At 69.6% G+C, this 14,614-nt stretch carries 13 protein-coding genes; 8 read left to right on the top strand and 5 right to left on the bottom strand.

The annotated features are described in order from the left end of the window. Positions 1–38 precede the first annotated feature (38 nt). The 3 genes from FN829_RS10145 to FN829_RS10135 all read left to right on the top strand — a co-directional run bounded on the left by FN829_RS10145 (position 39) and on the right by FN829_RS10135 (position 5,885). Positions 39–3,161, top strand: coding sequence for an oligosaccharyl transferase, archaeosortase A system-associated (locus FN829_RS10145; protein ID WP_142986873.1), 3,123 nt, complete (start codon positions 39–41; stop codon positions 3,159–3,161). Between the two features lie 6 nt (positions 3,162–3,167). Further along, the gene (locus tag FN829_RS10140) at positions 3,168–4,112 is read left to right on the top strand and encodes a DUF368 domain-containing protein (protein WP_142986872.1); all 945 of its coding nucleotides are present in this window, start codon (positions 3,168–3,170) and stop codon (positions 4,110–4,112) included. 96 nt (positions 4,113–4,208) lie between these two features. Further along, complete coding sequence (locus FN829_RS10135) at positions 4,209–5,885, top strand: acyl-CoA mutase large subunit family protein (RefSeq protein WP_142986871.1); 1,677 nt, start codon at positions 4,209–4,211, stop codon at positions 5,883–5,885. 52 nt (positions 5,886–5,937) lie between these two features. Here the strand turns inward: FN829_RS10135 and FN829_RS10130 are convergent, their stop codons facing one another. Continuing rightward, a complete protein-coding gene (locus FN829_RS10130; RefSeq protein WP_281286063.1) occupies positions 5,938–6,741 on the bottom strand; it encodes a formate/nitrite transporter family protein in 804 nt (267 codons plus the stop codon). A 127-nt stretch (positions 6,742–6,868) separates the two neighbouring features. Here FN829_RS10130 and mce point away from each other — a divergent pair, with 127 nt between their 5' ends. Then, positions 6,869–7,255: a methylmalonyl-CoA epimerase gene (gene mce / locus FN829_RS10125; protein ID WP_142986869.1), complete on the top strand. Its 387-nt coding sequence runs from the start codon at positions 6,869–6,871 to the stop codon at positions 7,253–7,255. Between the two features lie 21 nt (positions 7,256–7,276). Here mce and purB read toward each other — a convergent pair whose 3' ends face one another. Continuing rightward, positions 7,277–8,725, bottom strand: a complete 1,449-nt coding sequence (purB, locus tag FN829_RS10120; RefSeq protein ID WP_142986868.1) for an adenylosuccinate lyase — start codon at positions 8,723–8,725, stop codon at positions 7,277–7,279. A gap of 168 nt (positions 8,726–8,893) precedes the next feature. Between purB and purN the strand changes: the two genes are divergently transcribed. After that, complete coding sequence (purN, locus tag FN829_RS10115) at positions 8,894–10,498, top strand: phosphoribosylglycinamide formyltransferase (RefSeq protein ID WP_142986867.1); 1,605 nt, start codon at positions 8,894–8,896, stop codon at positions 10,496–10,498. 5 nt (positions 10,499–10,503) lie between these two features. Here the strand turns inward: purN and FN829_RS10110 are convergent, their stop codons facing one another. From FN829_RS10110 to FN829_RS10100, 3 genes are read right to left on the bottom strand one after another with little or no spacing between them, the layout of a single operon-like run. After that, positions 10,504–11,208 (bottom strand): type I 3-dehydroquinate dehydratase, encoded by a 705-nt coding sequence (locus FN829_RS10110; RefSeq protein ID WP_142986866.1) that lies wholly within the window; start codon positions 11,206–11,208, stop codon positions 10,504–10,506. 25 nt (positions 11,209–11,233) lie between these two features. Further along, positions 11,234–11,635, bottom strand: a complete 402-nt coding sequence (locus tag FN829_RS10105; protein WP_142986865.1) for a hypothetical protein — start codon at positions 11,633–11,635, stop codon at positions 11,234–11,236. A gap of 41 nt (positions 11,636–11,676) precedes the next feature. Then, positions 11,677–12,648, bottom strand: coding sequence for a transcription initiation factor IIB (locus FN829_RS10100; RefSeq protein WP_142986864.1), 972 nt, complete (start codon positions 12,646–12,648; stop codon positions 11,677–11,679). A gap of 198 nt (positions 12,649–12,846) precedes the next feature. On the opposite strand from FN829_RS10100, the gene FN829_RS10095 reads away from it, so the two are divergent. The 3 genes from FN829_RS10095 (at position 12,847) to FN829_RS10085 (ending at position 14,575) form a co-directional block, all read left to right on the top strand. Further along, a complete protein-coding gene (locus FN829_RS10095; RefSeq protein ID WP_142986863.1) occupies positions 12,847–13,617 on the top strand; it encodes a helical backbone metal receptor in 771 nt (256 codons plus the stop codon). Between the two features lie 20 nt (positions 13,618–13,637). After that, complete coding sequence (locus FN829_RS10090) at positions 13,638–14,156, top strand: DUF84 family protein (RefSeq protein ID WP_142986862.1); 519 nt, start codon at positions 13,638–13,640, stop codon at positions 14,154–14,156. A 164-nt stretch (positions 14,157–14,320) separates the two neighbouring features. Then, entirely contained in the window at positions 14,321–14,575 is a 255-nt protein-coding gene (locus FN829_RS10085; RefSeq protein ID WP_142986861.1) for a DUF7123 family protein, read from the top strand. The last annotated feature ends 39 nt before the right edge of the window (positions 14,576–14,614 follow it).

Raw genomic sequence — 14,614 nt, 5'->3', positions numbered from 1 at the left:
AACAAGGCTTATGGACGTTTTCGGAGTGTTCCCGTGTAATGAGCGAACGAACGGATACCGCCGAGGAGGACGAGAAGTCCCCGCTCGACCTCCTCGAACGCTGGTACCACGTCCCAGTCATCGCGGGCGTTTTCGCGTTTATGTTGTGGACTCGACTCCGATCGTACGGGAACTTCGTCCGTGACGGCGAGGTCTACTTCCGCGGGAACGACCCGTGGTACCACCTCCGCGAGACGAGTTATCTCCTCGAGAACTGGCCGAGTACCCTCGAGTTCGACCCGTGGACGGGATTCCCGTTCGGCGTCCAAGCCGGCCAGTTCGGTACTCTATGGGACCACATCATGGCGGTCAGCATCTGGATCGCCGGTCCGATCATGGGCGGCACCGAGGAAGTCATGCTGGTCATGGCCCCCATCGCGGGGGCGCTCGTCGCGGTGCCGACGTTCTTCATCGCGCGCCGGTTCGTCGACCGACCGGCCGCCCTCGTGGCGTCCGGCGTGCTCGCGCTCCTCCCGGGCACGTTCTTCAGCTACTCGCTGGTCGGCTTCCCAGACCACAGCGCGGCCGAGGTGTTCTTCCAGTCGGTCGCCGTCCTCGCGTTCCTCGTCGCCTTCGCGGTCGCGGAGCGCGAGGCACCGGTCTGGGAACTCCTCGTCGACCGCGACTGGGACGCCCTCCGCCGACCCGCCGCGTACGCCGCGGCCGCGGGCGTGGCACTCGGCCTCTACATCTGGACGTGGCAGCCCGGCATTCTGATGGTCGGCTTTACCGGCGTCTACCTCGCCATCAAGATCACGAGCGACACCTACCACGGAAGGAGTCCGGAGCCGATCGCCTTCGCCGGCGCGGTCGCGATGGGCGTCACCGGGCTGATGCAGCTCGTTCCTCTTGACACGTTCTCGTTCGCAGTAACGGACTACTCGCTCCTCCAGGTGATTCTCCCCCTTGGCGTCGCCGTGGGAGCGATCTTCCTCGCGTGGCTCGCCCGCCAGTGGGAGGCGCGCGACGATCTGACTCCCGACACCTACCCGCCAGCAGTCGGCGGCCTGATCGTCGCCTCTGCCGGCTTCCTGTGGCTCGCGCTCCCGTCGCTGTGGTCGACGCTCTCGCGTAACCTCCTGAACTTCGTCGGCTTCAGCGCCCGAGCCACGTTCCGCACCATCGGCGAGGGGCAGCCGCCGCTCCAGAACGCCTCCTTCGCCGACTTCGTCCTCGGTCAGTACGGCCTCGCCTTCTTCCTCGCGCTCGCGGCGGTCCTCTACGTCGTCGCGCGTCCGCTGTACCGCTCCGACGACCCGAACCACACGCTCTACATCCCGGCCGCGCTCGCGGTCGTCGGCTCCGTCTACGCGGTGCCCCAGCTGTACGACGCGCTCGGCGGGGTCGTCGGCGTGAGCTGGCAGGTGGTCGGGCTCGTCATCGCCGCGGCGTTCCTCGTCGGCGCGACGTTCCTCGTCGAGTACGACGCGGAGGAGCTGTACTTCGTCGTGTGGGCCGCGTTCATCGGGAGCGCCGCATTCACCCAGGCCCGCTTCAACTACTACCTCGCGGTGGTCGTCGCGGTCGGCGCGGCGTACTTCCTTCAAGTCACGTTCGACGCGATCGACCTCTCCTCGCTCGATGCGCTTCGCGAGATCGAGGGGTGGCAGGTCCTGACCGCACTCGCGGTGCTCGCCGTCCTCCTCGTGCCGCTCGTGGGGGTCGCCACGCCGGTGTGGACCGCGGGTAACTCGACCGGTCCGGGCAGCGTGGTCGAGTGGGACGAGAGCCTCCAGTGGATGAACGACGAGACGCCGCACCCGGGCGAGCTCGAGGGCGCCGACAACCCAATGGAGTACTACGGCACCTACGAGCGTCCCGCCGACGGCGACTTCGAGTACCCGGAGGGCGCCTACGGCGTCCAGTCGTGGTGGGACTACGGCCACTGGATCACCACCCGTGCGGAACGGATCCCGAACGCGAACCCGTTCCAGCAGAACGCCGTCGAGGCCGCGAACTACCTGCTCGCGCCGAGCGAGGAGGCCGGACGGGAGGTGCTCGCGAGCCAGAGCACGGAGGGTGAACACACCCGGTACGTGATGGTCGACCGGCAGATGGCCTCGCCGAACTCGAAGTTCGGCGCGCCGGTGACGTTCTACGACGCGGGCAACGTGACGCGGCGGGACTTCAACCGCGTCCTCTACCAGCAGACCCAGCAGGGTGGGTTCGGCACGGTGATGCAAGTGAACACCCAGCGGTACCACGAGAGCCAGATGATCCGGCTGTACGAACACCACGGGAGCGCGGTGGAGCCCGAACCGGTCGTCGTCGACTGGGACACGCAGGCGGCGGAAACCGCGAGCGGCGAGCAGGTCGAACTCGCCGTGCTTCCGGAGGACCCGAGGACGATGGTCCGCCAGTTCGAGAACGTCTCCGCGGCCCGTGAGTACGTCGAGGAGGACGGAAGCGCCCAGGTCGGCGGGATCGGCGGGCTTCCCTCGGAGCGCGTCGAGGCGCTCGAGCACCACCGGCTCGTTCACGCCACCGAATCGCAGGGACGCTCCGCCTCCGCGGGACAGGTCGGGGTGCTCCAGCAGCTCGGCGTGAGCTTCCAGGACGTCCTCGGCGAATCGGTGCTCGCCGCATATCAGGACGACTGGGTGAAGACGTTCGAGCGCGTCCCCGGCGCGACGATCGAGGGGAGCGGCGCGGAGCCGGGCGAGGAAGTCCGGGCGACGGTGGAGATGGAGAAGCCCTCGGGCGCGACCTTCGAGTACACGCAGTACGCGACCGCGGACTCGAACGGTGAATTCGAGTTCACCGTTCCGTACTCGACGACCGGCTACGACGAGTTCGGTCCCGAGGAGGGGTACACGAACACGAGCGTGCGGGCGACCGGCCCTTACGAGGTCACGACGGGGACGACGACGGACGAGGACCTCTACACGACCCGGAACGTCGGACAGGTCGAGGTCACCGAGGGACAGGTGATCGGCGAGAACGACGCCGCCACGACCGTCGAACTCGAGGAGGAGATCGTCGACTGTCCCTCCGGCGATCCCGAATGCCCGGTCGGTGACGAGTCGGGCGGCTCCGGGGACGGCGGCTCCGACGGAGGAAACGAGACGAACGAGTCGAGCGCCGCACTCACCGCGCCCGAGTACGTCTCCGTGGAACCCTGATCCGCGATGGCGGACGCTCGGGACTGGCTCGCGATATATCTGAAGGGGTTGGCGATGGGGACCGCCGACGCGGTCCCGGGCGTCTCGGGCGGCACCATCGCGCTGGTCGTCGGTATCTACGAGCGGCTGATCGCGGCGGTGACCGCGATCGGTCCCGACCGGATCGCGCGGGTGCTGGGCGGGGTCCACCCGAGCGCTCGCGCGGACGCGCGGGCCGCGTTTCGCGAGGTCGACGGCGGCTTCCTCGCCGTCCTCGGCGCGGGGATCGGGACCGCGGTCGTCCTCGTGTTGAGCCTCGTCGACGAACTCCTTTCGGCGTTTCCCGTCGCGACCTACGGGTTCTTCTTCGGGCTGATCGCCGCCTCCGCGCTCGTACTCTACGGTGCGGTCGATCTGGAGACGACGGGCAGGAAGGCGGCGGCGGTCTGCGGCTTCCTCGCGGCGTTTCTCGCGTCGGGGTACGGCGCGACCGCGCTCGATCACGCGCTTCCGGTCGTCTTTCTCTCGGGGGCGATCGCGGTCAGCGCGATGGTCCTGCCCGGGCTCTCGGGATCGCTGCTGCTCGTCGTCCTCGGCCAGTACGAGTTCATGTCGGGGACGCTCGGCGCGTTCATCGACGGGATCGCGGCGGCCGCCGCGGGCGAAGGAACCGCCGCGATCGCCGGAACCATCCCGCCGATCGCGACGTTTCTCGCCGGCGGAGTCGTCGGGCTGTTCACGATCGCACACGCGGTTCGACGCGCGCTCGAGGCCGCCCGCGCCGCGACGCTCGCGTTCCTCGTGAGCCTGATCGTCGGCGCGCTCCGCGCCCCGGTGATCGAAGTCTCGATGCGGCTCGCCGAGTCCGGCGGGACGTGGACGAGCGCTCTCCCGCTGTTCGCGGCCGCGGCCGTCGGCGGCGCGGCCGCCGTGATCGCGGTCGATCGGTACGCGGGCGTGCTGGAGTACTGAACGCGGGCGAGGTCGGGCGCGGTCGCCGCGTGAGTCGGGGGCGCTCGCCGCGTCCCGGGTCAACCGTTAAGTCGTGCTCGGACGACGGTGTAGGTAATGTACGACCCCGAGGAGCTGGCCGAGATCCGGGAGGCGAAGGAGTCCTGGGAGGAGGGAACCTACGGCGACACCGTCGACCGGTTCGGGGAGCGCGAGGCGGAGTTCACGACCGACACCGGCGGCCAGTCGGTCGACCCGCTGTACACCCCCGCCGACGTCGCCGATCACGACTACCGCGAGGACGTCGGCTTCCCCGGCGAGGAGCCGTACACCCGCGGCGTCTACTCGACGATGCACCGCGGCCGGCTCTGGACGATGCGACAGTACGCCGGGATGGGCACGGCCGCCGAGACCAACGAGCGGTTCCGCTACCTCATCGACGAGGGCTCCTCGGGGCTCTCGATGGCGTTCGACCTCCCGACGCAGATGGGGTACGACTCCGACGCCGCGATGGCCGAGGGGGAGGTCGGCCGGTCGGGGGTCGCCATCGACACGCTCGACGACTTCGAGACCGTCTTCTCCGGCATCCCACTCGATTCGGTCTCCACGTCGATGACGATCAACGCGCCCGCCGCGGTCCTGCTCGCGATGTACGTCGCGATGGGCGATCAGCAGGGTGTCCCGAGATCGGAACTGCGTGGGACGATCCAGAACGACATCATGAAGGAGTACGTCGCGCGGAACCTCTACATCTACCCGCCGGGGCCCTCGATGCGGCTCATAACCGATATCTTCGCGTTCTGCGCCGAGGAGGTGCCGGGATTCAACACCATCTCCATCTCGGGGTACCACATCCGCGAGGCTGGATCGACGGCCGCCCAGGAGGTGGCGTTCACGCTCGCGAACGGGATCGAGTACGTCGAGGCCGCCCTCGACGCCGGCCTCGACGTCGACGAGTTCGCCCCCCAGCTCTCCTTCTTCTTTAACGCCCACAACAACGTCTTCGAGGAGGCGGCAAAGTTCCGCGCGGCCCGCCGGATGTGGGCCGAGATCATGGACGAGCGGTTCGACGCGACGAACCCCAAGTCGAAACAGCTGAAGTTCCACACCCAGACCGGCGGCTCCACCCTGACCGCCCAGCAGATCGAGAACAACGTCGTCAGAGTGGCCTACCAGGCGCTCGCGGCGGTGTTGGGGGGGACCCAGAGCCTCCACACGAACGGGAAGGACGAGGCGCTCGCGCTCCCCACGGAGCAGTCGGTGCGGACCGCCCTGCGCACCCAGCAGATCCTCGCACACGAGTCGGGCGCGGCCGACACGATCGACCCGCTCGCCGGGAGCTACTACGTCGAGAGCCTCACCGACGGGATCGAGGAGGAGGCGTTCGAGATCATCGAGGAGATCGACCGCCGCGGCGGCGCGCTCGAGGCGGTCGAGAGCCAGTGGGTCCAACGACAGATCCAGGACGTCGCCTTCGAGCGCCAGCGCGAGATCGAGGAGGGCGAGCGCGTGATCGTCGGCGTCAACGAGTTCCGGGTGGACGAGGAGCCCGAGATGGACTTAGAGGAGGTCGATCCCGAACAGGAGGCCGAACAGCGCGAGCGGCTCGAGGAGGTCAAGGCTAACCGCGACGACGAGGCGGTCGAGGCCGCGCTCGACGCCGTCAGGGAGGCGGCTCGCGGCGAGGCGAACGTGATGCCCCCGATCGTCGACGCGGTGAAGGCGTACGCGACCGTCCAGGAGGTCTCCGACGTGTTCCGCGAGGAGTTCGGCGAGTACAGCCCCGATCGGTGAGCGTCGACTGGGCGGCGGCGAGTCCCGCGATCGGACGGGACGCCGAACCCCCTCAGTTCGCGCCGCGGACGACGTGTCCGTACTTCAACAGCGCGACGAAGACCGCGCCGCCGAAGGCGTTTCCGACCGTCGCCAGCACGAGGAACCCGACGTAGTCGATCGGGGTGATCGCGGGCGACATGAACAGCCCGAACAACACCTCCACGTTGCCCGCGATCGAGTGGGGTAAATGGAGGAGACCGATGGTCCCGGTGACGATCAACACGAGGATCAGCCGGCTCGTCGTCTCCTGTGCGGCCGTGATCAGCCACGCCAGGAGGCCCATCAGCCAGCCGGCGAAGACGCCGCCGACGAACAGCCACGGCAGGTCGTGGGTGACGAGTTTCAACGCGATCGTCTCGAACGCCGCCGGCGTCACGACGCCGAGTTCCGGCATCAACAGGATCACGAGCAGGGTGAAACAGAGCCCGCCGACGAGGTTGCCGACGTACACCAGCCCCCACAGCCGGCCCAGGTCGCGGAGCGACGCCTGGCCGTCGAGGACCGGGATCACCGCCAGCGTGGTGTGTTCGGTGAACAGCTCCGACCGGCCCAAGATGACGAACATGAACCCGATCGAGTAGACGCTCGCCAACAGCAGCTCGGTCGTGAGATCGCCGAACCCGGCGGGCGAGAGCGTCAACACTACGGCCATCATCAGCGGGCCGAACCCGATGTCGAGGCCCGCCGACAGCCCCGAGAGCAGCAGTCCCGACCGCTCACGGTTCATCTCGTGGAGCGCGCCGTCGAGGATCGTATCGAGGATGCTCCTCGAAGTCTTCTGTTCGGTCGGCTGGTCGGCGTTCTGATCGGACACGACTCGCGTGCCCCTTCGTTCGCCGGCACCCAAAGCCTTCCGTCCGGCCGATCTCCGTCGCGGCGGTCCGCTCGATCACGGCGGTCGCGGCGGTCGGCTATAAGTCGCTGACGCCCCACGGTCCGGCATGCGATTCGATCACGTCGGCGTCGCCACGCGTGACGCCGCCGGACTCGCCGACTCGTTTTCGGGGCTCCTCGACGCGCCGGTCGCCCACGAGGAGACGTTCGAGGGAATGCGCGTCGTTTTCCTCGAACTCGACGGCGGCGGCCACTTCGAGCTGCTGGAACCGGTCGCCGACGGGACGATACGCGACTACCTCGAGCGCGAGGGACCGGGGATCCACCACGTCGCGCTCGCGACCGAGGACCTCCCCGCGGCGCTCGACCGCGCGCGCGAGTTCGGCGTCGACCTCGTCGACGAGGAGCCGCGCCTCGGCGCGTGGGGTCACGAAGTCGCGTTCCTTCACCCCCGGTCGACCGGCGGGGTGCTCGTGGAGTTCGTCGAGAAGTAGTACCCCCGGAACGCCGTCGGCCTACTCGTCGTCGACGGCGACCCCGTCCGCGAGCTCGGCGGCGATCCCGGTGTAACCCGCGGGGGTCAGCTCCCGTAGCTCCTCGCGGACGGCCGGGTCGACGTCGAGGTCGTCGAACAGCGCGCGGAAGTCCTCGAGAGTGACCCGCGAGCCGCGAGTGAGTTCCTTGACGCGCTCATAGGCGTCGGTGTCGCCCTCGCGCCGGAGGATCGTCTGGACCGCCTCGCCGATCACCTCTGGAGTCGCCTCCAGCTCCTCGCGCATGACCGTCTCGTTCGGGACCACCTTCGAGAGCCCGTCGGCCGTCTTCGAGTAGCCGATCAGGCAGTGGGCGAAGGCGGCCCCCACGTTGCGTTTCACCGTCGAGTCCGAGAGGTCGCGTTGGAGCCGCGAGGTCGTGACGTAGTCGGCGAGGAACGTCAGGTCCGAGTTCGCCTTCGAGAGGTTCCCCTCGGCGTTCTCGAAGTCGATCGGGTTCACCTTGTGCGGCATCGTCGACGAGCCGGTCTCGCCCTCGACGGCGCGCTGCCCGAGGTAGCGATCCGAGACGTACAGCCACGCGTCGAGGTCGAGATCGAGGAGGACGTCGTTCACCCCTCGAAACGCGTCGAAGAGCGCCGCGAGGTCGTCACACGGATTCACCTGCGTCGCGAGCGGCGTGTGGTCCAGTCCGAGCCCCCGGACGACGGAGCGGGAGACGCCCGGCCAGTCGACGTCGGGGTAGGCGGCGACGTGGGCGGCGTAGGTACCGGACGCCCCGGCGAGCTTGCCGGAGAGGTCGTCGACCGCGTCCTCGACGCGGCCGAGCGTCCGACCGAGCCGCGCGGCGTACACGGCCATCTCCTTGCCGAAGGTCGTCGGCGTCGCGGGCTGGCCGTGCGTCCGCGCGAGCATCGGCGTGTCGCGGTGCTCGTGGGCCAGTTCCACGAGCGCGTCGCGCACCTCGCGGATCGCGGGCACGAGCACCTCGCGGGCCGCCGGCCCGACGAGCAGCCGGTGTGCGAGGTTGTTGACGTCCTCGCTCGTGAGCCCGAAGTGGATCCACGGGAACAGCCGCTCCGGATCCTCCAGCGTCCCGCCTTCGGCCAGTTCCTCCAGTCGCACCCGCAGGAAGTACTCGATCGCCTTCACGTCGTGGTTGGTCGCGGCGTATCCGGCCGCGCCCTCGACCTCCAGGTCCTTGATCAGCCTGGCGTCCTCCGCCGAGAAGGACTCGTGGAGGTCGCGCAGGGCCGCCGCCTCCGCGCCGTCGACCGCGATCGGCGTCGCCCCGAGGTCGGCCAGCTCGATCAGGTACTCCACCTCGACGCGGGTCCGCGCCCGCATGAGCGCCGCCTCGCTCGCGTACGGCGAGAGGGGAGCGGTTCGTCCGGCGTACCGACCGTCGAGCGGGGAGACGGCCGCGAGGGGGTCCGAGCGTGAGAGTCCGGGGATCGGGTCGTCGGTCATGTCCGCGAGTGTCCATGGCGCGCGCAAAAGCGTGTCGATGACGGTACCCACAGAAGTGTATACACTCGTGCCGCTGATGGCGACAACGTCGTTAACCTATCCTCGATCGTGTATATTCATCCGAAGACGACCGTAACGGATAAACGCGATCGGTCGGAGAGATCGGACATGAAGATCGCCGGACTCGCCAGCAATCGGGGACGGAACCTGCGACACATCGCCGACGCCGCGCCGGGCGGCGCGGATCTGTCCGTCGTGTTAACAAATCGCGAGGGCGCACCGGTCATCGAGGCCGCCGCCGAGCGCCGGATCCCGACCGAGGTCGTCGCCCGCGAGGAGGGCGAGTCACGAGAGAGCCACGAGCGCCGGATCCTCGATCGACTCTCGGATTACGACTTCGACGTCGTCTGTCTGGACGGGTACATGCGCGTGCTCACGGAGGAGTTCCTCGCTACTGCCCCGACGACCCTGAACGTCCACCCGTCGTTGCTGCCGGCGTTCCCCGGCACCGACGCCCACGAGCAGGTGCTCGAGGCGGGCGTCAAGACGACGGGCTGTACCGTCCACGTCGTCACCGAGGCCGTCGACGACGGCCCGATACTCACCCAGGAGCCGGTCCCGGTCTACGGTGATGACGACGCCGCGTCGCTGAAGGAACGAGTGCTCCACGAGGCGGAGTTCACCGCGTACCCGCGGGCGATCCGGTGGTTCGCGGAGGGGAACGTCGACATCGAGACCGACGAGCAGGGAGTCCCCCGATCGGTCCGGATCGACGGCGACACCGGCGGCTCCTTCCCGGCCCGGCGGTTCGTCTCGGAGGACCGCGCCGACGCGCTGCGCTACGGGGAGAACCCCCACCAGGACGCCGCGCTGTACGCGGACCCCGCCTGCGAGGAGGCCAGCGTCGTCGGCGCGACCGGGCTGAACCCCGGCTCGAAAGGGATGGGGTACAACAACTACAACGACGCCGACGCCGCGCTCGGGCTGATAAAGGAGTTCGACGAGCCGGCCGCCGCCGTGATCAAACACACCAACCCCGCCGGCTGCGCGACGAGCGACACCCTCGCCGACGCGTACGACCGGGCGCTCCGAACCGACGCCAAGTCGGCGTTCGGCGGGATCGTGGCCTTGAACCGCCGCTGTGACGCCGACACCGCCGAGGCGATCGCGGAGTCGTTCAAGGAGGTCGTCGTCGCGCCCGGCTACACCGACAGCGCGCTCGACGTGCTCACGGAGAAGAAGAACCTCCGCGTGCTCGACGTCGGCCCGCTGGGGGAGGGCGAGGAACGCTTCTCCGAGCGGTTCGTCGAGAAGCCGATCGTGGGCGGGCGGCTCGTCCAGGAGCGCGACCGCCAGTCACCGACCGCAGACGACCTCGAGTTCGTCACCGAGCGTGAACCATCCGAGGAACAGGTCGAGACGATGCTGTTCGCCTGGCGGACGCTCAAACACGTCAAGTCGAACGGGATCCTGTTCGCGACCGGCACGGAGACGGTCGGCGTCGGCATGGGGCAGGTCTCCCGCGTCGACGCCGTCACGCTCGCGGCGATGAAAGCCGAGAAGGACGCCGACGGGAAGTCGGCCGAGGGCGCGGTGATGGCCTCCGACGCGTTCTTCCCGTTCCCGGACGCGATCGAGGAGGCGGCCGACGCCGGCATCGAGGCCGTGATCCAGCCCGGCGGCTCCGTCAACGACGAGGACGTGGTCGCCGCCGCCGACGAACACGGCATGGCGATGGCCTTTACGGGATCGCGCTGTTTCCGGCACGACTGAGTCGCCTACGACTCGGTCCCCTCCTCCAGTAACCCGTCGACCAACCCGCGGAGCGTCGCGAGCGGGTACTGTCCGGGCGCGGTCGCGTCCGCCGCATCGACCGGAGCGTACCCGATCCGCGAGCCGTACACCGGGGCCACCGCGCGGGTGTGGCGACCCGGCTCGCCCATACACATCGTCGCGACGCGGCGGCCCGCAGCGGTCGCCTCGTGGGTCGCGCGCAGCATCGCGAGCGCGTCCTCCCGGCCGTTCGCGGTGGTCGCCAGCTTCCCCACGTCGCCCTCGCTCGCCGCGTCCGCGAGCAGGTCGACGAGCGCCCCGACTCCCGGCGTCGACTCGAAGTCGTGGACGGAGGCGATCACCGACACCCCCTCCTCGCGGGCGCTCGATCGCAGGGCGGTCGCGTGCGAGTGCTCGCCGGGCGGCGCGTTCCCCCGGAACGCGGCGAGTTCGACGTCGACCGCGACGACCGAGTCGTGCGCGATCGCCTCCGCGAGCGCGTCGTACCGGCCGAGGTCGTCGGCCTCGCCGCCCTCCCAGTCCGCGCGGTTCGTGACGACGAGCGGGAGCGCCCCGTCGTAGGCCGCGAGCTGGTCCAGCGGGTCCTCGGCGAGGTCCATGCGGAACTCCACGGCGTCTGCCGCATCGCGGGCGCGCGGCTCCGCGGACAGGTCGGCGGTGCTCGCCGCGAGAACGAACTCCTCGAACATGTCCGGCACTTCGACGGTGGGGGAGTTAACTCTCCCCGTCCGACCGAGGCTCCTCGTTGTCGGCCTCGACGCGCCCGACGCGACGCAGTCGAAGCCAGCCGGCGGCGATCGCGAGGAGACCGCCGAGGATCAGGACGACGGAGAGCGCGTCGGGGCCGTCGGCGACGCCGTCGAGTCCGAGCGCGAGGATCGAGCCCGCGAGCGCGAGGGTCGCGACCGCGCGGAAGCGGTCGGGCGTGAGATCGCGGTCGGCGACGGCGGGATCGACGTCCGCCGCGGCGAGCAGGTACGCGACGCCCGCGACGCCGCAGCCGATGCTGGCGACGACGAGCGTCGCTCGGCCGCCGCCGGCACCCGTGATGACGAGAAACCAGCCGGCGACGAGGACGAGCGAGACGCCGGAGAGGAGGTCGCGTGAGCGAGTCATGAGGTAGACGCGGTCGGGACGTGGCGTTTCGGGTCGCGCGTTTACGCGACGAGGCCGTCCTCGGCCTCGAGCAGCTCGTGGTAGCGGTTGCGGATGGTGACCTCGGAGATGTCCGCGACCTCCGAGACTGCGGCCTGCGTCGTCTTTTCGTTGGTGAGGAGGGCGGCGGCGTAGACGGCGGCGGCCGCGAGGCCGACCGGCGACTTCCCGCTGTGGACGCCCTTCTCCTTGGCATTCTTCAGGAGGCCCTTCGCGCGCATCTCCGACTCCTCGGAGAGCTCCAGGTCGGAGGCGAACCGCGGCACGTACTGTTCGGGGTCGGCGGGCTTGACCTCCAGTTTGAGCTCGCGGACGACGTAGCGGTACGTCCGGGCGATCTCGGCCTTCTCCACGCGTGAGACGTCGGCGATCTCGTCGAGGCTGCGCGGGACGCCGGCCATCCGGGCGGCGGCGTACACGCACGACGTGGAGACTCCCTCGATGGATCGGCCGGGGAGGAGGTCCTCGTCGAGCGCGCGGCGGTAGATGACGGAGGCGGTCTCGCGGACGTTGTCGGGAAGCCCGAGTGCGCTCGCCATCCGGTCGATCTCGCCGAGCGCCTGCTTCAGGTTGCGCTCCTTCGAGTCGCGCGTGCGGAACCGCTCGTTCCACTTGCGGAGCCGCTGCATCTTCTGGCGCTGGCGCGCGCCGAGCGAGCGGCCGTACGCGTCCTTGTCGCGCCAGTCGATGTTGGTCGACAGGCCCTTGTCGTGCATCGTGTTCGTCGTGGGCGCGCCCACGCGGGACTTCTCGTCCTTCTCGCGTGAGTCGAACGCGCGCCACTCCGGCCCGCGGTCGACCGAGTCGGCCTCGACGACGAGCCCGCAGTCCGCACACACCGTCTCGCCGTGCTCCTCGTCGTTGATGACCTGGCCGTCACACTCCGGACAGCTCAGCGTCTCGTCGGTGCTCTCCGATTCCTCCTCCGTCTCCCCACGGGTGCGACTCCCCCTGGTATGTAGTCGTTCGGTCATAGCTCTCTGTCTCCCGGGTAATCGAGAACGCCCGGGAGCAGTCTTGTCCGATAGACGGGCGAACGTAACTTAAAAGACCCGGAACGTGTCGCCGCGACGACGACGAATGAACACGATCGATCACGACGGACCGCGAGGGGATCCGGCGCCCCCACGCGATCCGAACGTTTTCGAGCGACGGGAGCGAACCCGTCACCGATGACCGCTCCCCGCGTCGTCTCGCTCGCCCCGAGCGCGACCGCGACCCTCTCCGCGCTCGGGGCGGCCGAGTGCCTAGTGGGCGTCACCCACCACTGTGCTCCCCCGTCGAACGCGGGATCCGCACACGGAACCGACCCCGTCCCCGTCGGGGGCTGGCTCACCCCCTCTCTCGACCGTGTCGCGGCGCTGGATCCGGACGTCGTGTTCACGAGCGACGAACTTCAGGCCGACCTCGCCGAGGACTGCCGGGAGCGCGGACTCGCCGTCGACCACCGCGAGCCAGCCACGCTCGAGGACGTGATCGAGGGCTTCCGGGAGACGGGCGCGGCGGTCGATCGGCCGGACGCGGGCGCGGAACTGGCGGCCGCCGCGCGCGAGCGGCTCGAGGCGATCGGGGACGCGACCGGCGACGCGACCGCGGACCGTCCCGTGGTCTACTGCGAGGAGTGGTCGGATCCGCCGATGGCCGCGGGCAACTGGGTCCCCGACGCGGTTCGGGCCGCCGGCGGCCGCTACCCGTTTCTCGAGGCGGGCGAGCGCTCCCGCGAGGTCGATCCCGAAACCGTCTCGGCCGCCGATCCCGACCGCGTCGTCGTCCACGTCTGCGGGCGCGGCGACCGGGTCGACCCCGCGACCGTCGCCGACAGGGAGTGGATCGACGCGCCGGTCCACGTGATCGACGACTCGCTCCTGAACCAGCCGAGCCCCGCGCTGATCGACGGGATCGAGCGGCTCGCGGGGCTGTTCGGCGTCGAAGGGTATTCGTGAGTCCGCGACGGAGTCGCCGTATGCGAGTCGGCGTCGGCAGCGGCAATCCGGTGAAACGACGCGCGGTCGAACGCGCGCTCGAGACGAACGAAACCGTCGAATCGATCGAGTCCGTCTCGGTCCCCTCCCGCGTGAGCGAGCAGCCGACCGGCCACGCCGAGACCGTCGCCGGCGCGGAGAACCGCGCCGCGGCGGTCCTCGAGGCGGACGAGTACGACCTCGGCGTCGGTCTCGAGGGCGGCGTGGCCCGGTTCGAGGGCGCCGACGGGCTCTTTCTCGTGATGTGGGCGGCCGTCGACGACGGCGACCGCGTCGGTCGCGGCGCCGGTCCGAGCCTCCGGCTCCCCGACGACGTCGCGGCCCGCGTCGAGGCGGGCGCGGAGCTGGGACCGGTGATGGACGACTTGCTCGACACCACGGGCGTCGCGCGACGCGGCGGGGCCGCCGGCGCGCTGACCGACGGGAGCCTCGACCGCGCCGACGCGCTCGCCGCCGCGGTCGCCGGCGCGCTCGGACCGTTCGTATCCGATCTGTACTGACGACGGACTCTCCCGGAACGGGGTCCTCCCCGATTCGGACTTCGTACCGGAACGCCCCGTCGGCGAGGGGTGGACGACCCGATATCGCGTCGAAACCGCACGACGTGGCGGTGTTAACTCGGTCTACCAACCGGCTTTTGAGGGTACCCTTCATGCGTAGTGACATGAGCACGGCACGCGCGGAACCGATCGCGGTCGAACCGGCCGGCCTCTCGGAGAAACAGGCCCGTATCCTCGAGTACCTCCGGACCAACGCGGACGACCGAACCTACTTCAAATCGCGGCTGATCGCCGAGGAGCTCGGCCTCTCCGCGAAGGAGGTCGGCGCCAACATGGGTGCCGTCGCCGACGCGGCCGCCGAGCTCGACGTCGAGAAGTGGGGCTACTCGTCGGGCACGACGTGGATGGTGACGGCCTGATCGCGCCGCGACCGACCGGAGACGTCGGCGACTGCGTCG

The sequence above is a fragment of the Halorubrum cibi genome (genome assembly GCF_900182635.1).
GTDB classification, from domain to species: Archaea; Halobacteriota; Halobacteria; order Halobacteriales; family Haloferacaceae; genus Halorubrum; species Halorubrum cibi.
The sequence above is the reverse complement of the archived record's forward strand: the minus strand, read 5'-3'. Positions and strand labels throughout refer to the sequence as shown.